This window comes from Angustibacter peucedani (genome assembly GCF_054779595.1).
In genome coordinates this window covers 1-19,958 of the sequence record NZ_BAAGXY010000115.1, presented here as the reverse complement: position 1 = coordinate 19,958, position 19,958 = coordinate 1, and the positions used below count along the sequence as shown (strand labels likewise).

Annotated in this window: 25 protein-coding genes; 22 read left to right on the top strand and 3 right to left on the bottom strand. The window is 50.5% G+C overall.

Features of this window, described 5'->3' with window-relative positions; translation table 11 throughout:
* The 20 genes from ACYVJ4_RS16700 to ACYVJ4_RS16605 all read left to right on the top strand — a co-directional run bounded on the left by ACYVJ4_RS16700 (window position 1) and on the right by ACYVJ4_RS16605 (window position 16,290).
* A complete protein-coding gene (locus ACYVJ4_RS16700) occupies window positions 1-1,323 on the top strand; it encodes a hypothetical protein (RefSeq protein ID WP_074173754.1) in 1,323 nt (440 codons plus the stop codon).
* A 12-nt stretch (window positions 1,324-1,335) separates the two neighbouring features.
* Window positions 1,336-1,785 carry a gp53 minor capsid family protein gene (locus ACYVJ4_RS16695; protein ID WP_032104699.1) on the top strand — a complete coding sequence of 150 codons (450 nt, stop codon included), beginning with the start codon at window positions 1,336-1,338 and terminating at the stop codon, window positions 1,783-1,785.
* 17 nt (window positions 1,786-1,802) lie between these two features.
* Window positions 1,803-2,879 (top strand): major capsid protein, encoded by a 1,077-nt coding sequence (locus tag ACYVJ4_RS16690; RefSeq protein ID WP_032104697.1) that lies wholly within the window; start codon window positions 1,803-1,805, stop codon window positions 2,877-2,879.
* A 9-nt stretch (window positions 2,880-2,888) separates the two neighbouring features.
* A complete protein-coding gene (locus ACYVJ4_RS16685) occupies window positions 2,889-3,182 on the top strand; it encodes a hypothetical protein (RefSeq protein WP_063613708.1) in 294 nt (97 codons plus the stop codon).
* Window positions 3,183-3,244: 62 nt separating this feature from the next.
* The gene (locus ACYVJ4_RS16680) at window positions 3,245-3,646 is read left to right on the top strand and encodes a DUF7370 family protein (protein ID WP_063613709.1); all 402 of its coding nucleotides are present in this window, start codon (window positions 3,245-3,247) and stop codon (window positions 3,644-3,646) included.
* Window positions 3,646-3,816 carry a hypothetical protein gene (locus tag ACYVJ4_RS16675; protein WP_039273331.1) on the top strand — a complete coding sequence of 57 codons (171 nt, stop codon included), beginning with the start codon at window positions 3,646-3,648 and terminating at the stop codon, window positions 3,814-3,816. The genes ACYVJ4_RS16680 and ACYVJ4_RS16675 overlap by 1 nt, the downstream gene beginning before the upstream one ends.
* 3 nt (window positions 3,817-3,819) lie before the next feature.
* Entirely contained in the window at window positions 3,820-4,056 is a 237-nt protein-coding gene (locus tag ACYVJ4_RS16670) for a hypothetical protein (RefSeq protein WP_213314067.1), read from the top strand.
* Window positions 4,057-4,059: 3 nt separating this feature from the next.
* Entirely contained in the window at window positions 4,060-4,410 is a 351-nt protein-coding gene (locus ACYVJ4_RS16665) for a hypothetical protein (protein WP_316365902.1), read from the top strand.
* 2 nt (window positions 4,411-4,412) lie between these two features.
* On the top strand, window positions 4,413-4,781 hold the full coding sequence (locus ACYVJ4_RS16660) for a hypothetical protein (RefSeq protein WP_063613712.1): 369 nt from the start codon (window positions 4,413-4,415) through the stop codon (window positions 4,779-4,781).
* Complete coding sequence (locus ACYVJ4_RS16655; protein ID WP_063613713.1) at window positions 4,778-5,167, top strand: phage tail termination protein; 390 nt, start codon at window positions 4,778-4,780, stop codon at window positions 5,165-5,167. Before ACYVJ4_RS16660 ends, ACYVJ4_RS16655 begins: the two co-directional genes overlap by 4 nt.
* A 69-nt stretch (window positions 5,168-5,236) precedes the next feature.
* Window positions 5,237-5,989, top strand: a complete 753-nt coding sequence (locus ACYVJ4_RS16650; protein ID WP_045142329.1) for an Ig-like domain-containing protein — start codon at window positions 5,237-5,239, stop codon at window positions 5,987-5,989.
* 50 nt (window positions 5,990-6,039) lie between these two features.
* On the top strand, window positions 6,040-6,735 hold the full coding sequence (locus tag ACYVJ4_RS16645) for a DUF6246 family protein (protein ID WP_063613715.1): 696 nt from the start codon (window positions 6,040-6,042) through the stop codon (window positions 6,733-6,735).
* A 126-nt stretch (window positions 6,736-6,861) separates the two neighbouring features.
* The gene (locus ACYVJ4_RS16640) at window positions 6,862-7,206 is read left to right on the top strand and encodes a hypothetical protein (protein ID WP_460461236.1); all 345 of its coding nucleotides are present in this window, start codon (window positions 6,862-6,864) and stop codon (window positions 7,204-7,206) included.
* 57 nt (window positions 7,207-7,263) lie between these two features.
* On the top strand, window positions 7,264-9,939 hold the full coding sequence (locus tag ACYVJ4_RS16635) for a tape measure protein (protein WP_460461235.1): 2,676 nt from the start codon (window positions 7,264-7,266) through the stop codon (window positions 9,937-9,939).
* A gap of 10 nt (window positions 9,940-9,949) precedes the next feature.
* Window positions 9,950-10,177 (top strand): hypothetical protein, encoded by a 228-nt coding sequence (locus ACYVJ4_RS16630; protein WP_045344867.1) that lies wholly within the window; start codon window positions 9,950-9,952, stop codon window positions 10,175-10,177.
* Window positions 10,178-10,218: 41 nt separating this feature from the next.
* On the top strand, window positions 10,219-10,716 hold the full coding sequence (locus ACYVJ4_RS16625) for a hypothetical protein (protein WP_045341936.1): 498 nt from the start codon (window positions 10,219-10,221) through the stop codon (window positions 10,714-10,716).
* On the top strand, window positions 10,716-11,186 hold the full coding sequence (locus ACYVJ4_RS16620) for a hypothetical protein (protein WP_048248620.1): 471 nt from the start codon (window positions 10,716-10,718) through the stop codon (window positions 11,184-11,186). The genes ACYVJ4_RS16625 and ACYVJ4_RS16620 overlap by 1 nt, the downstream gene beginning before the upstream one ends.
* Window positions 11,149-11,565 (top strand): NlpC/P60 family protein, encoded by a 417-nt coding sequence (locus tag ACYVJ4_RS16615; RefSeq protein ID WP_048248618.1) that lies wholly within the window; start codon window positions 11,149-11,151, stop codon window positions 11,563-11,565. The genes ACYVJ4_RS16620 and ACYVJ4_RS16615 overlap by 38 nt, the downstream gene beginning before the upstream one ends.
* Complete coding sequence (locus ACYVJ4_RS16610) at window positions 11,552-14,029, top strand: host specificity factor TipJ family phage tail protein (protein WP_180256049.1); 2,478 nt, start codon at window positions 11,552-11,554, stop codon at window positions 14,027-14,029. Before ACYVJ4_RS16615 ends, ACYVJ4_RS16610 begins: the two co-directional genes overlap by 14 nt.
* A gap of 56 nt (window positions 14,030-14,085) precedes the next feature.
* A complete protein-coding gene (locus ACYVJ4_RS16605) occupies window positions 14,086-16,290 on the top strand; it encodes a tail fiber/spike domain-containing protein (RefSeq protein ID WP_180256050.1) in 2,205 nt (734 codons plus the stop codon).
* A gap of 45 nt (window positions 16,291-16,335) precedes the next feature.
* Here the strand turns inward: ACYVJ4_RS16605 and ACYVJ4_RS16600 are convergent, their stop codons facing one another.
* From ACYVJ4_RS16600 to ACYVJ4_RS16590, 3 genes are read right to left on the bottom strand one after another with little or no spacing between them, the layout of a single operon-like run.
* Window positions 16,336-17,838 (bottom strand): glucosyltransferase domain-containing protein, encoded by a 1,503-nt coding sequence (locus ACYVJ4_RS16600; protein WP_047719014.1) that lies wholly within the window; start codon window positions 17,836-17,838, stop codon window positions 16,336-16,338.
* 9 nt (window positions 17,839-17,847) lie between these two features.
* The gene (locus ACYVJ4_RS16595) at window positions 17,848-18,780 is read right to left on the bottom strand and encodes a glycosyltransferase family 2 protein (protein WP_048248611.1); all 933 of its coding nucleotides are present in this window, start codon (window positions 18,778-18,780) and stop codon (window positions 17,848-17,850) included.
* Window positions 18,777-19,139, bottom strand: a complete 363-nt coding sequence (locus ACYVJ4_RS16590) for a GtrA family protein (RefSeq protein WP_032648602.1) — start codon at window positions 19,137-19,139, stop codon at window positions 18,777-18,779. The genes ACYVJ4_RS16595 and ACYVJ4_RS16590 overlap by 4 nt, the downstream gene beginning before the upstream one ends.
* A 112-nt stretch (window positions 19,140-19,251) precedes the next feature.
* Between ACYVJ4_RS16590 and ACYVJ4_RS16585 the strand changes: the two genes are divergently transcribed.
* Complete coding sequence (locus ACYVJ4_RS16585) at window positions 19,252-19,491, top strand: hypothetical protein (RefSeq protein ID WP_032105095.1); 240 nt, start codon at window positions 19,252-19,254, stop codon at window positions 19,489-19,491.
* The gene (locus ACYVJ4_RS16580) at window positions 19,491-19,814 is read left to right on the top strand and encodes a hypothetical protein (protein WP_032105094.1); all 324 of its coding nucleotides are present in this window, start codon (window positions 19,491-19,493) and stop codon (window positions 19,812-19,814) included. Before ACYVJ4_RS16585 ends, ACYVJ4_RS16580 begins: the two co-directional genes overlap by 1 nt.
* Window positions 19,815-19,958: the final 144 nt, after the last annotated feature.

Here is a 19,958-nt window from a genome sequence, read left to right as displayed (position 1 = left end):
ATGAAATTCCAGGTAAACCACGAAGCAAAGCGTCCAATCCCGGCACCGCAAAATGGTGAGCATATTCAGGTCAACATCACCACGAAGGTGAACAGCCAGTCTATCCGGCGCGAAACACATAACGGTCGTGAGCATCTGGTGCTGCCGAGCTATACGCTGCCGGCGAACGTCGTCATGAATGGCGGGCTGTACACAGAAGATGAAATCAACGCCCACTATCAGGGGCTGGAAGGCACGCTCGCGCCGCTGGGTCATCCACAGGTTAACGGTCAGTTCGTGTCGGCCTTCTCTCCTGAAGGTCTTAACGTCGGCTACGTAGGCGCGTGGAACCGTAACGTTAAGAAGTCCGGTAACCGTATCTACCTCGAAAAGTGGGTTGATGTTGCCCGTGCCAGTGAGTCTGAAGGTGGTCGAGAACTACTCGAGCGCGTCGCAGCTATCGAGCGTGGAGATGACGTGCCGCCTATTCATACCAGCGTGGCCGCTTTCCTCGACCAGCTTGAACCGAACGAACAGCAACGCGCTACCGGCGCCGACTGGGTAGCCAAGATCTACAGCATGGACCATGACGCGATCCTGCTGCACGAAGTCGGAGCGGCCACCCCTGAGCAAGGAGTAGGCCTGATGGTTAATGCCGATCTGGCTAAGCCGCTTAAGGCTAACTCTGGCGCACTGGTGGGTGAATCCTACCGTGAGCGCGAGCAGCGTCTCGATCGCGCAGCCAAAGCGAAGTTTGCGGCGGGGGCGGATGAATACGCATGGGTTGCTGATTTCACTGACTCGCAAGCTGTAATCATCCGTAACGGCGGAACCGCTGAGGTGTTTGGCTACAAATCTGAGGGCGGCGTTATCGCCTTCGACGACACCGGCACCGCAGTAGCGCGCCAGGAGTCGTGGGTGGCAGTCGTCGCTAACAAATTCAAAGCTCTATTCACACCGCAGGAACAGCCTGCACCAAACCACAAAACGGAGGGCGACATGCCTTTAACCAAAGAAGAACTGGAACAAATCGGCAGCATGATCGGCCAGGCTGTTGCGACCAATACTGAAGCGGCTATCAAGCCTCTCGCGGAAAAGGTTGATGCGCTACATGCCAACCAGAAGCAACTCGCTGACACCCTGACCGCCAATTCACGCGCTGAAGAGAAAGCCAAGCGTGATGCGGTTGCTAAGGTCCATGGCGACATCGTGGCCAACGCGCTTTCTGGCGATGCCCTGGACGCAATGTTCAAGTCGCTGGGCGAAGCTGCTCCGCTGGGCACCAACAATGCTCAACAGCACAAAGAAACCGGCGCACCTGCCGCAGACGAACACTTCAAGTAAGGAGCCGGAATAATGCCACGTTATCGTCGCGTTAATATCGACGGTCAGTCTCTGTACAAGACCGAAACCCGCACCACGGCCGCAGCGTTGCTTCCTGGTACTGCGGCAACCATCAACTCATCCGATAAATTCGCTCAGGCCACCGCGCTAACCGGCCGCCTGTACATCATCGATGTCGGTTATCACCAGGGATTAACCATCACCGAATCAATCCCTGCCGGGGATTCGGCAGTAGGTAACTACGTCGAAGAAGGTCGTGAGCTGGCGCTGCGCTGCCTGCCTGGTGCGTATAAAAAAGACAGCCCGATCAAGCTGGGCACTGCCGGTCAGTTTACCCTGGCAACCGATGACACTGATTCAGTGATCGGATACAGCCAGGATGAATACACCATCGCGGCCAGCACCACCGACTTCATCCGCGTGCGCATGCGCGTTGGCACTGCCGCCGCTGCTGGCGCGTAACAAAAGGACAAAAACATATGTACTTCTCAAAAGAGACGCTGGCGACTAACTCCCGCCTTGGCGGGCACTGGAGTGAGCTGTGGGCAAACCGTAACATGTGGAACCTACAGAACGATTCCATCATTGCGGCTAACCGCGCGATGATGACTGCTGACATGCTGGCCTGTAACGCAGTGGGCGGTTTCTCCCGTGACTTCTGGGCTGAGATTGACAACCAGGTGCTGCAACTGCGGGATCAGGAAGTTGGCATGGAAATCGTGAACGACCTGATCGGCGTTCAGACGGTGCTGCCGGTCGGTAAAACCGCCAAGCTGTATAACGTGGTTGGCGACATCGCCGATGACGTGTCAGTAAGCATAGATGGTCAGGCGCCGTTCTCCTTCGACCACACTGACTACGCGAGCGACGGCGACCCGATTCCGGTGTTCACTGCTGGTTACGGTGTTAACTGGCGTCATGCTGCTGGCCTGAACTCTGTGGGCATCGATCTGGTGCTGGACTCGCAGATGGCGAAGATGCGCAAGTTCAACCAGAAGCGCGTCAACTACTACCTCAACGGCGATTCAAAAATTCAGGTTCAGTCCTACCCGGCGCAGGGCATTAAGAACCACCGAAACACCAAGAAGATCAACCTCGGTTCCGGTGCTGGTGGCGCGAATATCGACCTGACTACTGCCGACATGACCGCGCTCTTTGCGTTCTTCGGTAAGGGCGCGTTCGGTACTACCGCCCGCACGAACAAAGTCGCCGCATACGATGTAATGTGGGTTTCCCCGGAAATCTGGGCAAACCTGGCGCAGCCGTACGTGGTGAATGGCGTTGTAAGCGGCACTGTATTGCAGGCGGTTCTGCCGTTCGCGCCGGTGAAAGAAATCCGCATGAGCTTCGCGCTGACCGGTAACGAGTTTATCGCCTACGTTCGCCGTCGTGATGTTATCTCTCCACTGGTGGGTATGGCTGTAGGCGTTGTTCCGCTGCCGCGCCCACTGCCTAACGTTAACTACAACTTCCAGATCATGTCTGCTGAAGGTCTGCAAATTACCGCAGACGATCAGGGCCTGTCCGGCGTTGTCTACGGCGCTAACCTGGCGTAAGGAAACAGCATGGCTAAATACGAAGTTGTGCGCCCATGGTTCGGCGTGAAGGTTGGCGACGTGGTGGAGTTGAAAGAGCTTCATCCGGCGTTGAAGTCTAACGTCCGGCTGATGAAAGGCGAGGCTGGTGGAGAGCTGAAACCCGCAACACCTGATGCCGGTACCGGTGAGAAATCTCGCAAAGAGGTTATCCAGGCTCGTCTGACTGAACTGGGAATCGAGTTTAAAGTAAATCTGGGCGCTGAAAAGCTCAGTGAGTTGTTGCCGGATGGTGAACTCGAAAAGCTTTTCCCTGCTGAATAACAGCCGCCGCTAAGGCGGTTTTTTTATGCCCCGCTCCGGCGGGGTATTTCACGGAGTCGATAATGGTAACTCTCGGACAGGCGAAGGAGTATCTGGAGAGCCAGGGAATTACCATTCCCGATTTTGTTCTTCAGGCTCTCGTCGACCAGGCCAACAGTATTCAGGAGTGTCTTGATGCGCATTATCCTGCATCGACCGCGCTGCTGATTCAGCTCTATCTGCTGGCGCTTATGGGGCTCGGGCAGGGGGATAAATACATCTCCAGTCAGACGGCTCCAAGCGGAGCGTCGCGCTCATTCCGGTACCAGTCGTTCACCGACCGCTGGAAAGCATCAGTGAACCTGCTACGCGGGCTGGATAAATACGGTTGTGCAACCTCCCTTATTCCTGCCGACCCTACCGCCACCCCGGCATTCGCTGGTATCTGGATCGGTAAGGGCGGCTGCATGTGCGGGGATAAGTGATGACGTACAAATCAGTTAAGCACGGTCTGCCGCGCTCGTTCACCCGCGTCTGGGTGATGACCGACACCGGGCGGGAGACTACCGGCTACGTGAAATCGGACGGCGAGTGGCATATCAACTGTGAGCGCATCCGGGCGACCGGCGCGAAGGTGCTGCGCTGGAAGGAGTGAAATATGGCGACTGTAACAAACATGGTTAGCGCGTTGAATGTGACGGTAGTTTTCCGCGTTGCTGGAGAAGCTAAAACTTTCAGCGAGACAGTGATTTCACCAATCGTCATTGAGCGGTATTTGCAACTGGAATGCGGTGATGTCATAGGTCTTTTCGTGCCGGTCGGTAAAGGCCAGCAGGTCAATGCGCTGAATATCGAGTGGTTTGAGATTGAGCGCATTCCGGCGCTGAAGGAGTAACGCGTGTCGAGTGTTGCAAACTGGTCATATACCGCCACCGCTACTATCTGGCGCAAGCTGGAAGGTAATGACGAATACGGCGATCCGCTTGGCTATGCCGAACCTGAGCAAATCCTCTGTGATTACGAGGGCGGGCTCAGCAAGAAGTTAGCCAGCCTGGGTGCCGAAATCGTCGTGAAGAATACCGTCTGGACGGAGTTTGCGCTGGCGGCCGCGGGTGATTATCTGCTGATTGGCGTGTCTACCGAACCCGACCCGATTGTGGCCGGTGCCGACGAGGTGAGGCAGGTCATTCGCTACGCCGACACGTTCGAGCGCCTTGCGGATGATTACGCCATCCTGACTGGAGTGTAGCCATGGGCATCAAAGTGAAGGGCATCAGCCAGGCGAAGAAAAACCTTAATGCTCTGGTTGGTGATATTCAGGGGAGAAAGGTCGTCAGAGCCATGCAATCAGCTTTGATTATCGGCGGATCGCAAGCGACGCTCTATACCCCGATCGATACATCCACCCTCATCAATAGCCAGTTCCGCGAGATTACTGTAAATGGCAATCGCGTGACTGGCCGGGTGGGTTATTCAGCTAACTATGCTGCATACGTCCATGACCCAAGCGTACCTCAGAACTTCCGCCGGGCGACGGCCAGGAAGGAGTTTTTAACCAAAGGGTTTGATGATACCCGCAGGCAAATCGACGCGGCAATTAAGAAGGAACTATCACTTTGACCACTCCGATGTATAAGCGTGTTCGCAACGTGCTCGTTGATGCTGGGCTTACTACTGGCTACATCATCCAGTCTTTGTCTTGGGTAGATTCTGGAAAACTAACCGATCGGTTCATTGTCTTCCGCCCAAATGGCGGCACGGCGGTAGACCGGGATATGGCAGCAGATTATTACGTTCTGGTTGACGTTATTGCAGGAACGGCTAAGGGCGATAAGGCCAAAGCCGAGGCCGATGTTGAAGCCATTATCGAATATGTGAAAGCCAATCCGATGACAAATCGCTGCCTGGGGCAAATCTCAAATATGGGCGGCATACCATCACCTGTAATGACTACCGAAGGGCGTATGGTGTGGCGCCTGCAATTTGCCTGTCTCTTCGGCGGATAGCTAAAAATCAACATCACACAAGGTCGCTCTGAGCGGCCTTCTTTATTATCAGAAATGAGGTAAGCAACGATGCAAGGCTGCTCCAATAACGAACAACTAATTGGTCGCGCGAAGACGCTGGAACTGGCGTACGGATGCGCTGACATGGTGCCGGAGGAAGGTGACTGGAAGTTGATGGGTCTTCCAACTTCGGCTACGTGGGATTTAAGTCCTGAGGCGCTGACGTCTGATGCGGATAATGGCGGATTCAGTTCAAACCTGATCTCCAGCCTCGATCCAACCTATTCGATTGAAGGTGAGGTGCGTGTTAAGGACCGCACCGACGAATTCGGCGTTCAGCAGTTCGTGAAGTATATCGTTGATGAGGTACGCGCCCGCCGTCAGCCTGGCGTGTGGATGCGTTTCCATTGGGGCGATTATTATCACATCGGCTACATGGTGCCGTCTGGTGCCAGTGATGGTGGCGGCGTAAAGGAAATTGTCACCTACAGCTTTGAGTTCAAGCTGGCAGATGGTTCTACTTTCCAGATTACCGAAGCTGATGGCGATATCGCGGTAACAGGCGTGACGGTTACACCAACCAGCAGTTCTATTGCGGCTGGTTCAAGTACAACGTTCACCGTGAACATTTCCCCAGAAGATGCTGACAATAAAGTATTTACTGTCACTTCATCCGTGCCAGCTCGCGCTACGGTGGCTTTCTCAGGTAGTACCGTAACTGTATCTGCCCCATCGGGGGCTACGGCGGGAATCGCAGTGATTACTGTCACCACTGATGATGGTGCATTCACGGCAACCCACACCGTAACTGTCACTGTGTAAGCAAAACAAAGGGTAGATCGCTGCCCTTGATTTTGCTTATGGGGGGATAGATGACACCAGTTAAAGAGTTTGGAGAATGCCTTATTAGTGTCGGGGATAAGGACTACTTTTTCCGCCCGTCATTTCTCGCGATATCAAGTATCGGCGATCCGGTAGAAATCGTTCAGACGTTTTACGATCTTTATAATGATGAGGCCGCTAATCTCATCAAGAAGGCTGCCGAATCCTACATTCATTCAGAATATGATAGCCTGCCTGAATATGTAATTCACTACATCAAGAGCGGCATACTAAGCCGTAAGGCGATCATGGCTGCGCATACGGTTTTGTCTGCATGCTGTGAGGATGATGTAGGGGATCTTATCGGCTGGATGAAGCCAAGTAAAAGCCGGAAGCGCGGATTTAGGTGGCGGCAGGGTATTATGTCGCCTCAGGAAATGGTCATTATCGCTCAAAGCTTGATGATGCACGGTGTTATCGGGAAGGGAAACTTACGTAAGCTACAGCGCCACGAATCGAACGAGCCTACCAATGAATTCAGGGCGTCGGATTACATCATTGCTGCGAGAAATCACTTTAACATCAGCAAAGAAGAGGCCGCGCAGTTGACTATGACAGAGTTCCAGATGATGTTGGTTGCTAAATACCCTGAACAGAAGGGGTATACGCGGGATGAGTACGATAGCGCGGCAGATGACTACTTTGCGCGACGTAAGCGCAGGCTGGCAAGGGAGAATCAGAAGTAACCGAACTTCGGTCTACCAGCTTTTGAAGTCAATAAATCAGCCTTTTCCGTTGCAACTGTGCTATTCCTGGTTAGGATGTTTCCACTTTTACCAATGGGGAATAGAAAGATGCGTACATTAATTTTATTGGGAACGCTGCTCGCTGCACCTTGTGTTATGGCGGCTACTGATGCAGAAATTGTCAATGCTGTGAAACAAAGAGCAGAAAGCGGTTTCTTTCCAAAAGACGTAAAAGTCGTTTCATTAAAGGAAGTTAATTTCTTCCCTGACGACAGAGACACAGTGTACGCCAGATTTGGAAACGTATGCGGCAAGGCTGAAGTGACCAAAGGTGATAATAAAGCCTCATTGGTATTTATTGCCCCTGTGGTTGAAAAGGCAAGCCAGATTTCTATAGACGATCCGACAATTTACGATCTCACAAAGCAAGGTGAGATTGCAGAAAAAGACATTCCAAATAGATGTAAGTAATAAACACTTGAACATTAAAACCCGCTCCGGCGGGTTTTTTTATGCCCGGAGAAAAGCATGGCCAACAGTGAACAGGTTGGGAATATTGTTTATCAAGTCCAAATGGACGTAGCAGAGCTTATTGAAGCACAGCGTAAAGTAAACGATCGGCTTGATAAAATGGGCTCCAATTTCGACCGAGCATCCGGGTCGGTTAGCCGCTTTGAGGGAGCGCTTAATAAAGTAGGAGTGGCGATTGCCGCAGCTTTCACCATCGAGACGGCCAAAAGGCTGATTGCGATTGGTGATGAGATGGCTACCTTGCAGGCCAGGATCACCAGGCTCAGCCCAAGTATTGATACAGCTAAAGAGACTATGTCAGCTCTTTCAGCTATTGCATCACAAACAGGTAACAGCCTTTCTGAAACAGAGCGTTTGTGGGAATCACTGACCACAGCATTAAAAAGCGCTGGTGCAACAAACTCTCAGATCCTTGCGCTTACTTCGACGCTTCAAAAGATAGGCACCATAGGCAGTTCATCCTCTGAGGAAATGGCTAACGCACTTCGCCAGTTCGGGCAGTCAATCGCCGGCGGCACTGTACGAGCCGAAGAGTTCAACTCCATCCTTGAGCAAATGCCAGAGCTTGCTCGCCAGATTGCGTCTGGACTTGGAATATCGATTGGTGATCTCCGCAAGAGAATGCTGGAGGGCAAGTTAACGGCTGAAGATGCCCTTAACGCTATTCAAAAACAATCCCAGTCTGTTAACGAAGAGTTCGACAAGATGCCTGTCAATATCGACAGGGCGAAAAATAGCCTGGACGTAGCATTTAAAAACGCCATTAACGACATCAATCAGGCGATTGGCTTGACCTCGACCCTGGCGGGGTTGATGCAAAGTGTTGCTGATAATCTTAATTACTACAATAAAAATGTCGGTGATTCTTCCAGAATGCCGAAGCTTATCAAGCTACAACAAGAATTAAACTCCGAGCTTAAAGATGGTCAGCGCTGGTATGAGACAGACTCCGTATTCCAGACTCGTCGTGCGCAGGCCGCCGTTCAGTTAAAGCAGGTCGAAGGTGAAATTGCTCATATCAGAGCTAAAGCAGCAAGTGATGCTAAGAACAACCAAGGATTCAAGACCGAAACAAGCGGAGACGATGCAGCAACATCAAAGTTGGTGAAAAACTCTGAGCGCAGGCTCGCTCTAGCCAAACTGGAAGGAGAGGCAAGAGCAAGGCTTCAGGCTCAGTATGATGCTGCCGACGCTGGGGTTACGGATCCGAAACGCATCAAGACTCTTCAGGATGAATATGCGGAGACATACCGAGTAACCGAGGCGAGAAAGGAAAGCAATAAAACTGGCAAGAAAACTGAGGCGCAGTCCGAATCAATTGCAAATAAGCTTGAAAATTTGCGTCAGCAGTCAGAATTGGCAGCTGATTCAACGGAGGAGCTAAGCAGAGAGCAGGCCATATTACGTGCTCAGCAGTCACTGGGTAATTCTGCAACCCAGGAGCAAATCAAAAAGGCCGGTGAATATGCAGCAAAAGCATGGGATGCATCAGCAGCAGCCAAAGGGGTAACAGAAGCACTTAAGGCAATGCCTTTGCAGGCGGAGAATAAATCCTACGCCGAATCCATGCAAAATCTGAAGGCCGCACTGAACGCTGGGAAAATAGATCTCAAGGAGTATAACGCTGCCACGGAGAAAATGGCGCTCGAGCACCAGAATAACCTCGCCAAGATTAACGCCCAGGCCACAGTCAATCCGGTAGCTTCTGCCCGAGCCGAAGTTGACCCGGTACAGCAACTGGTGAACGAAAATAACCAGAAGTTAGCCCTGATGCAGCAATATCAGCAGCAGGAACAGGCGATACTCCAGCAAAGTTACCAAAAAGGGAAAATAAATTACGATCAGTTCGTTGCTGCAAAGGCAGCTACCGATGCCCAGTACCTTGCCTTAAAGACTGCGCAGGAAAACCAGTTCAATGAGCAGATTACAGCCGCTCAGTGGCAATTGCTCAGTCAACAAGGTCTTGGTTATGAAATGCTGACAAGCGCGGTGGATGCGTTTTCAGGTAATGCATCCAATGCGTTAACCGGGCTGATCACCGGAACGATGTCAGCGCAGGATGCTATGCGCTCACTCGGTAACACGATGCTGAATAGCGTGGTAAATGCGCTAGTCCAGGTTGGGGTAGAGGCTCTCAAAAACTTCATTATCGGTCAGACATTGGGCGCAGCTTCTACCGCTGCTTCTGTCGGTATGGCTACCACGACGGCGGCCGCATGGGCTCCAGCCGCAGCGCTGGCCAGCCTGGCATCCTTTGGCGCAAACTCAGCGCCTGCGATGGCTGGTATTGCATCTACCGTTGGGCTTGCTCAAGGGCTGGCTTTGGCTGGGGCCAGATACAATGGCGGACCTGTGTCATCGGGAAGCATGTATCAGGTCGGTGAGCGAGGGAAGCCGGAGATTTACCAGGCCAGCACCGGTAAGCAGTACATGATACCGGGCGACAATGGCAAGGTGATCAGCAACAAGGATATGACTTCAGGCGGCGGAGTTAGCGTCATAATCAACGTTCAGAATATGACGAGTGCCACATTTGACGCTCAAGCTACTAACAACGGAGATGGTACTATAACCGTGGATGCCATTATTGCTGACTTGAATAATGGAGGTCCTATATCGCAGGCTATCACTGGCAATACAACTGCGAAAAGAACACCTCGAGGTCAGTTATAAGGAGATATGTGTGGTTATTGAGCCAAACGATGTGCAATCCTTCCCAATTGAAATAGGTAAACCAAATAAGTTTTACCCTAACAGGGCGGTGGAGTTTGTCTTTACTTTAAAGGACGGTTCCACCATCAAAGGCATTGCTCCTGCTGGAGAGGACCTGGAATTTACCAATAATGGCGATATCGTTGATATAAAAATCAATGTTTACGATACGCCATCTGGTCCACGGTCCGTTGAATAATCAAACCCGCTTCGGCGGGTTTTTTAATGCCTGGAGTTTAGATGCCAATTATCGACTATCCCGACTGGCTGCCGCTGGCGCAGAAGGCCAGCAAAAACATGACTCTCGATACCGGGTTCCAGACCGATCAGCCAGCGGTCGGCCCGGCTATCTTCGAGAATCAAACCGACGACCTGAAAGTGACCTGGTCGCTGACGTGGATCTTCACTCTGGCTGAGGAGCGCGCATTCCAGCAATGGCTACGCAGCCCGAACTATCTCAACCGGGGCCTGAACTGGTTCCGGATGAATATCAATCTTGGCGGCAGTGGCCTGCAATTGCAGGAGCTTCACTTCACGCAGATGCCAGTCCAAACCAGTATCGACGGCGGGGTGGTGACCTGGACGGGGACGGTTATTGCGAACTACCTCTACAACGCCGACGACGAGTTCGACGACATCATTGTTGAGTTGCCGCCACCGTGGGATTCATGGCTGGATATCGTTGTCACGGGTTATCCGGACGGGCGCGATCCGGAATCTTTGCCGAGGGTGCCGTAATGCCGAGCTTCAGGAAGTACAAGCAGCAACGCCCGACGCGCGGACTGTACGACACAATCACGTTCTACCATCCATCATTTGGCTATGTCCGCCTGGTCGATAAGCAGTTCTTCCCGAAGACGCTTGGCGGCCAGACGTTCACGCCAGCGCGCTTTGAAATCGAAGAGAGTCAGCAGAGCGGTACGCCGGTGATCGACGCGACGGTGAAGTTAGGACGGCTGTCGTCGGACATCAAAGCGCTGATGAAGCAGTGGAAGGGCGCGGCCCGGCTAACAGCCATCACGGCCACGCGGCAGATCTTCGACAGCGGCGATGTGTCGGTGCCGATTAAGTCGTGGCAGCTTTACGTCAAGACGGTAGATATTGATGCCGACGCCGCATCGGTAACCCTGTCTGTCACCAACCCGCTGAACAACAACATCGGAAGGCTCTATGACCCAACGGAATATACTGGCCTGCAATACCTCTGATTTTGTTCGACAGGTGATCGGCGTGCCGTGGGCTAACCGGGCCTGTTCGTTCGAAAAGGTGGATTGCTGGGGGCTGGTGGTGCTGTATTACCGGCACGTTCTCGGCATTGAGCTTCACCAGACGCCGGATTACGAAGCCGGGGCCGACTTCTTCACCTGCTATGAGGGTGACGTCGTTTTCTGGCGCCAGGTCGATAAACCTGTCGATGGCGGGATATTTGTCGGGTACCGCGGCGCGCAACCGGCGCACGTTGGCCTGGTGCTGAACCGGATGGCGCTGCACTCGCGCGGCGAGAATGGAAGCGTGCGAATGGACTCGTTGCTGGTCATTCAGCGGGCATTCACCAAAGTGGAGTTTTTCGAATATGGCGCTGGTTGAGATATCGAATTTTCCAGGAACGCCTAAGCTGCGTTGCAGGGTGCCAAACGGCACCCTTTTTTATGACTGGCTGGCGGCCAATGACGCTACTTTCCACCGCGACCTGCTGATCGTCCGCAACGGCGTAAAGCTGGGTGACGATGATGAGCTGGCGTTTGAGTTGAGCGAGCTGGACCATATCCAGATATTCGACCAGCCAAAGGGCATTGTCGGCGACATCCTGAGCCCGATATTCAAAGTAGTTGGCCAGGTGTTTTCGTTCCTGGCGCCGAAGCCCGCTATAGCAAACAACGGCGGTAATACCGTCGACTCGCCCAACAATAGCCTGACCGGTCAGACAAATACCGCTCGCGTTTACAAGGCAAAGCCGGACATTTACGGGCAGATTCGTTCGTTCCCGGATCTGATTCAGGAGTCGGTATTCGAATACGTACACCAGACTTCCACAGACGGCGGCCTGAAGTACGTTACAGAGTGGATGTGCATCGGAATCGGTAAATACGATTATGAGTCCGTGCGCTACTCAGAATCCAGCCTGGGCTCTCTGGCCGGTGCCGAATTCCAGTTCTTCCAGCCTGGCGAAGTAATCCCGCAGATCGTTGAGGGGTACGGATTCGATGACGTTGACGGTCAGGAAGTTCCCGGTCAGAACGAAGCCAGCGACTTCCCGATCGAAACAGCAACGGCAAACACGGTGGTCAGCGGAACGTATTCCGGCGGCCAGATAGCGATGAAAATCGTTAAGCAAGCTGAGTTCGACTATTTCATGGGGCTGGTTCTGCCGCACGCTGTAACCTTCACCATCAACGTGACGTACAGCACGGCCTCCGGAACCGTTACTACCGATGCTACATTCTCCGGCACGCTGATCTCCGCCGTTGAAACAAACGACGGCGCGGTTGTTAACCCGGTGCGCTGGTACACGTTTACGATGAACCAGCTGGAGGGGCCGCAGGACATCCCGGCGAATGCCACGATCAACACCACGAAATTCATCCTTAACGATAACGAGGCGCTGGTGGTTGGGCCGTTCTTTTCCCCGGTCGAGTCAACTCAGTTGTGGCTGCATACTCAGTCCAGCCTCGGCGGGAAGAAAGAGACCAACTGGAAGGTGGTTATCTGGAAGATCGACGACGAGTACAACCAAGTCCCTGGTACGCAGCAGACGTTTACATACAGGCAGACGACGCCGCATCAGTCGACGAGTGAGGTGTTTTATCGCACTGACAAGATCACTCCGACCGGCGGCTTCGGGAAGTACGCGGTCAGCTTCCAGCGCACGGACAACTCTGGCGACGCGTCACTTCTGAAGGTCGAAGAGATCCACAGCATTAACATCCGTACGAATGTCGTCCACCCGACCGACACGCTGGTGCGCGTAAAAGTCAGGGCGACGGAGAATGCCCTGGGCAGCCGTGAGCGCAAATATAACGCCCTGGTGACGCGTCATACCATCACGTACGACCTCAATACGCAGACGGTGGATTACACGCTGCGGCCGTCGCGCTCGTTCGCTGATGCGGTGGCGCATACCTGGTTGATTATGGGTAAACAGCCGGTAAGCAGCATTGACCTGTACGGTCTTTACTCTATTGCTGAGAGCCTGCCTGATGAGCGACTGGGTTACTTCGACTACACGTTCGACGACGAGAATGACTCGCTGGGCGACCGCGTGCAGGCGATCTGTAATGCTGCGTCGGTGGTGGCGTACTGGGACGACGGCGTGCTGACGTTTACCCGTGATCAGAAGGTTGACTACCCGGCTGCCGTATTCAACCGGGCCAACATGAAGACGGACGAGTACAAAATGACGTACGAGGCCACGCTTCCTGGCGGCTACGACGGCGTACAGGTGTCCTACGTCCACCCGACCACGAACAATAAGACGTACATCAACTACCGCGTGCTGAATGGTGTAATCGTCGAACAGGAAGCTGAGAACCCGAACAAGCTTGAGATAGTGGGCTTCCGTAACGAGTATCAGGCACGTGAACGCGCGCTGCGCGAAACCAAGCGCCTGATCTACTCCCGGGTGAAGATGAACGCCAAAGTGTTCGAAGACGGCATTATCCAGGTTGGCAGCGTTATTCAGATGCCAGACATCTACGACAGCAACCAGCAACAGGGTTACATCACCGGCCGCGCCGGAAATAACTTTGATACCAGTGAGCCGATCACCTTCACCGGTTCGATGTATGTGCTGGTGACCGACAGTCTTGGCAATCCGACTCTGCGTTATCCGGCCACCGCCCGTAGCGATACGAAGTACGGCTTCACCGCGGCAATACCAGACATTCAGCTCAATATATGGAACGGAGACACTGTGCAGCTCCCGTCTCGCTATCTCATAGCGACGGTGGAGGAACTGGACAGTCAGCTATGGACGGTTAACAGCATCAAACCGAACACAGACAACACGGTATCTCTGACAGTCGCGGAATACAGCGACGCCATCTACCAATAAGACCCTTTCCGAACAACCCAACCCGGCCACCGTGCCGGGTTTTTTATGGAATAAATATGGCCACGCAACCAACTCAAGACGCAGTACCAAGTGAATCGCCTCGCGACCTGAAATTTAATGCAGGTAAAATTGACGAGTTCGTCACCTCTCAAGGTTGGACTTATACCGATCGCTTTGGCGTGAAGCATTACACCATTGAAGGCATCAATTACCTCGCACAGCAGGCCATGAACGCCTTCGGTTACGTTATCCTTACCGGGAAAACATTCACTACCGGTGCGACTATAAACAACCCGAATGAGGTGCTGCTGAACACAGCCGACGGCGAGTATTACAAATGGACTGGCTCGTTTGCTGTTGGACCAAAAGTTGTCCCGGAAAACTCTACACCTGCCAGCACTGGCGGCATTGCGCCTGGTGCATGGATTGGGGTTGGTGATTCTTCATTGCGTGCTGCGCTGGCGGCTACAAGCGGGGCTGGGTTGGTTGGATTGTCGGTTGGCTCTGTCTACCCTGCTGGCACTGTCGGATCTGCCATCCAATACCGAACTCCGCAGATGTATGGTATTGAACCAAGCACCACAAACATCATTGGCTCCGGTCTGGATGCTATGTTTGCCGCGGGCGGGGATATTCGTTTCGAGAAGCCGGGTACATATCTTACAGATCGTGCTTGGGTGTTGCGCTCAGGTACGCGATTATGGATTGGCGCAGGTGTTATTCTTAAAGCTGTTGATAGTTACAACGGCAATATTCTTCAGAATTACAGCTACGCCGTTAACGCCGGTGCGGGAACAGCAGACGACTTCATTGAAGTTTGGGGGCCGGGTACCATTGATTTTAATGGTCTGGCAAAAGGATTTAATGGTACCGGGAGCATGGCTTCAGTATTCAAAAACGTAACCACGTTACGTATCGGTGGCGGAATTCTCGTTCGCAACGCCCGTAAATACTGTTGGCTGATAGCTAAAATTCAGAATTTACATGTAGATGGTCTGCGTTTTAATACCATTTCAGACGGTCTTCATTTACAGAATCCTTGTCAGAATGTTTACATCCGAAACCTAAGCGGTGTAACAGGCGATGATATGTGCGCTCTCACTGTGGGAGACTATCCGTCTTACGACATCAGTGAGCCAGGTGATTTCTCTAACGTAGATATCGCTGGGATTTATAGCCTGAACCAGGCCAACGATGAAGGAACGACAACTACAACGCTTTTGACCTTCGGTGGCGACGGGTCCGGGGTTTATGTGCGCATGAAAATTGCTGGCTTGTATGGCAACACTAATCACGCTGTGGCACGATTTAATGCTGACACCAATGGCTTGACGTATACAAAGGTCAATAATTTACATGTTAGCGAAATTTATGCAGTTCCTAACCCTGCAAACGCCTACCCAATCATAGAAATTAATGACCGTGGATATGGTGCTTCTCCTAACTTATATGGAGTGGAGATTGATGTTTTAACTATCGAAAACGTCTATACACGTAACGACGTAGCGCATGTGGTAGGGATATCTGGCACTTATGGAACAATGGTTCATCAGTTAACTATCAACAACGGCCCTCGTAATGGCCTGGGCATGGTGGCGCTTAACAATGCTAATACCACTTTTTGCGAGACAATTTTCATTAACAACTGTCGTACTATACTGCCGGTTAACGCCAATGCCGCGGTTATAAACAGCCGGGGCGTTATCGGTCAAATTTTCTTGGATAACATTCAGGCTTTGTTTACGGACACAACGCAAGGCCGTATATTCCGCGGAATTGGCGCTAACAGTGTCTCTAAAATACACGCCAATAACGTTACGCAGCTTAGGGGGCTTGCTGCATTCGGTTCCTTGGCCGCAATGGCCACACAACCGGAAATTTATATCAGCAATGCCACATTTGATGGAACTACAGGTGTAGTCGATCTAACTGGGACTACAGCTAAAGTTTACTGTAAAAACGTAAAGGCACTGATTGCTTCAGGATTTGTTCCATTTTCATCGAATGCTGGATCGTACTACATAAGTGGTGATGTTGATACCGATGGTTCTAATACTTTAGCGACATCAAATGCTGGAACCATCAGGTTAATGCGGGGGATTCACAACATAGCTTGTGACTTAACAAAATTAACATCTGTTGATAACTCAGGGTGCTATAATTCTAACGCTAGCCTGTCGTGTGGTGTTGGTATGGTAAACGTGCAGAATAAGATATGGAAACATATCTATACTGCTGCCACTTATACCAGTAGCATTTAAATATACCCCCCCCCTACAGATTATGTGGTGGGGGGCTTTCAAAAACTATTTACACTCTGTCTTCGTGAAATCAAACACAATAGTTGAGCTTTTTTTATCAATTAAAATGTTATAGTTATTAGAGTTTCTGATATTTTCAAATGTACATAAACTCGATTTAAGCGACATGTGATAATCAAAGCTTTGAAATTTTTTATCCAAATCGAAATGCATCATTTGGGTATGGCCCCACACCCATTGATTATTTATTGTCGGCTGTATAAGTTTTGAAATTATTGGGTATTTTTTTGCTGCCATCCTAACTTCTGGTGACAACGACACTCCACCTTTGAAAGCAATAAATTCATAACTGCTCAAGCCAAGGCTGTTTAAGTCAGACATCATTAATTGAATTATCGCATTCTCATACTTTTCTTGATTGTTAAGTGAGTTCGCGTAAGCATAGGCAACCCCTAAAGAGTATAGGGCGTAGACTGTAAATAAAATACCGCATAATGATTTATAAAGCTTTGTGCGAGAGAAGGCCCAGGTGGAAAGAACCGCAAAGAAGAAGCACGCAGTTCCAAATGCCATTAGAACCCTGGGAGATAGTACTGGGTCCCTCAGGAGCATCATGGGTCCTGTTATCATGCACAAAACTGCAAATGGAGAAAATACAATGACTAAAAGCTTCATTATTTTCTCAGGCTTAGAGTAACTGCATTTAACAAGCGAGATCTTAATTAACGCAATTAAAGATAATGTTAACACCACTACACAAAATATTATAAATGGCGTGGTAACAACAAGACTTATCAATTTTCCAAATTCGGTAATATTGCGTGATAGAACCGTTAAGGCATCATTTATTCCTGAAGTTGCAAGTTCACTATGCCTTAAATTATAACTACCAACTAAAAAATATGGTGAAATGAAAGTTGAATATATAATATAACTAATACCTAATCCGCCAATGGATGCTACTATTGATAACAATCCATTGCGAGTTTCACCTAATCTGAATATATTTAATACGTATAAAATAGCGAATATTATATATATGTTAATTGATGCCTGATAGATGCACAAAATTAAAATTACAGAAGTGAAGCAATATAGAAATTGTTTTTTTAATTCTACCGATTTGAATGCAAAAGGAATTATTGCACACAATACGGATATCGACATTGGGAAAGCATCGTATTTATATGATATATTCTCCAACAAGAATGGGCTTGAAATTGCAACCATTGAAATGATGGCAGCAACGTACCCATCAAATTCAGTGAGAAATGCTTTTGCAGAAAAGTAAACGCTCAGCGATAAGATGCCCAAGGCAAGCAATTGCGGTAGTGGAGATATGTCTGGCAACTGAGGCCCAAAGCTCAAAGATAGGAATAAAAGATCAGCAAGAGGCCTGCCGTTATCAGACCACTTTGAATATCCGTAAATAGAACGACCTAAATCATCAACGTAATAGTGACTTGATAAGATAATTGGTAAGAAGAATATCAATGACATAAGCAATATCATTGAAAAAAGCTTTTTGTCTAAATTGAAACGAAGCATTTTAACACCTTAAGACTTGTTTGTTGGTTCATAATTTTTGATGATGTATCGCGGTCTTCCCTTAACTTCAACATAAATCCTTCCGATATACTCCCCAAGAACACCTATGCCTATCAACTGAACCCCACCAAGGAAAAGTATTGAAACAAGCATTGATGGATAGCCGCGAACCGGGTTGCCGAACGCTAACGTGTCGACGATCATCCATGCGCCATAGATGAAGGCCAGGCCAGCAACGAACAAGCCGATATACGTCCACATGCGCAGTGGGAAAGTTGAGAAACTGGTGATACCCTCTAACGCTAGGTTCCACAGTTTCCAGCCATTAAACTTAGAATCCCCGGCAACACGTTCTGCGCGGGCATATTCAACAACATCAGTGCGGCCGCCAACCCAACTCAAAACGCCTTTCATGAAAAGGTTGCGTTCTGGCATTAGCTTGATGTTTTCAACCACATCTCGAGACATCAGGCGGAAGTCGCCAACGTTTTCCTCGATCTGCGGATTGCTGATTTTGTTGTGCAGCTTATAGAACCACTCTGCGGTCTTACGCTTGAGTCGCCCATCGGTGGACCGGTCAGAGCGTTTAGCCAGCACCATATCCGCCCCGGCCTGCCATTTCTCTATCAGGTGCGGTATAACCTCAATTGGGTCCTGCAAATCAACATCTATCGGGATAATAGCTTCGCCGCTTGCATGGTCCAGTCCTGCAAACAGCGCAGGTTCTTTACCGAAATTGCGGGTAAAGGAAAGAGGAATGACAAGCGGATCGGCCACAGCGAGCGCATTTATTATTGATTCTGTCGCATCTTTACTGCCGTCGTTGATAAAGACTATCTCTACTTCATGCTGTTGTAGCTCTTCAAACTCCCGCACGGTTTTGTAGAAGATTGGAATAGCATCTTCTTCATTAAATACCGGAACGACCAGAGAAATTTTCATTTCGCATCCCTAAAGACAATGAACTTTGAATAGATAAAGCCGCACACCAGACTGATAGCGGAGAAGAGAATGAGAGTCACAATTGGAGCCATACCGGACTTATCGGCAGCCCAACCAACAGCTGCGCTCAAGGATCCCATAAACCCTACATACAGCATGTAGCGCATCGTGGTTGTCGAAGACTTAAACGTGAACCTGGCGTTTGCAAAGAAGCTGAATGACACTGCCACGACGAATCCGGCGAAGTTACCAAGCGCCTGACCTGTGTGAAACGCGTATATGCAGATAGCAAACACAACCCAGTGAATGAGCGTGTTAATGACGCCGATTGATGTGTACTTAGCAAAGAGCTTTAACATTATATAAATCAGTCAATTCGGAAAGGTCTGAAGTTTAGCACCACTGTGAAACTTGATCGACCCTCATATTTGACGATACTGTATATACATACAGTTATTTTGTGAGGTGATTATGCCACGCACAGCAGACATTCATGCCGCGTTTGTTGCGGCCCTAGAGTTAAACCCCAAGGGGTATCGTTACCTGAGCACAGACGCATTCGTAGAGAAATTGCGGGAGTTCAACTGGCACTACACGCGCGAAGAAGCGAATGCCTGGATAGAGCGATACCAAAAAGACTTTGCTGACAAGACGACAGACGGTAGCGATAACAGGTACTGGATCCTGCGTAACATGGGGAGGGTCCAGTAATGGGATTTGCATCACCTGCAAGCGATTATGTCGAGCGCCAACTTTCACCCGAGGTGATTTGCAACATCGGCGCAGAAAGTAGGGTGCTTGAAACTGATTCAGGATTTGCAGTCATTGAGCCAGCAGCCAAATGCGCGCCCGGGGATGTGCTGCTTATACTTTGCGATGGTCATACGCAGTTTGCCAAGTTGATGGGAAAGTCGCTCATTACAGATGATGGAGAGGCAATAGAGGGAAGCGCACTGGAAGAAGTAGAGGTGCTTGGACGCGTCACGTTCTTCATCAATCGTGCAAGCGATGACGACTGCTGCCCGGTGATGTAATGGGGCATGGGTGGGGCATAAAACAGCACTCGATCTAAGGTGAACTTAGACGACTGATGTTTTCGACAACTGCAACCATCTGTTATTTGGTGCGCTCTTGGACGATCTTTGTCGATTATGAAAAATGTATGCTCATGTGATGGG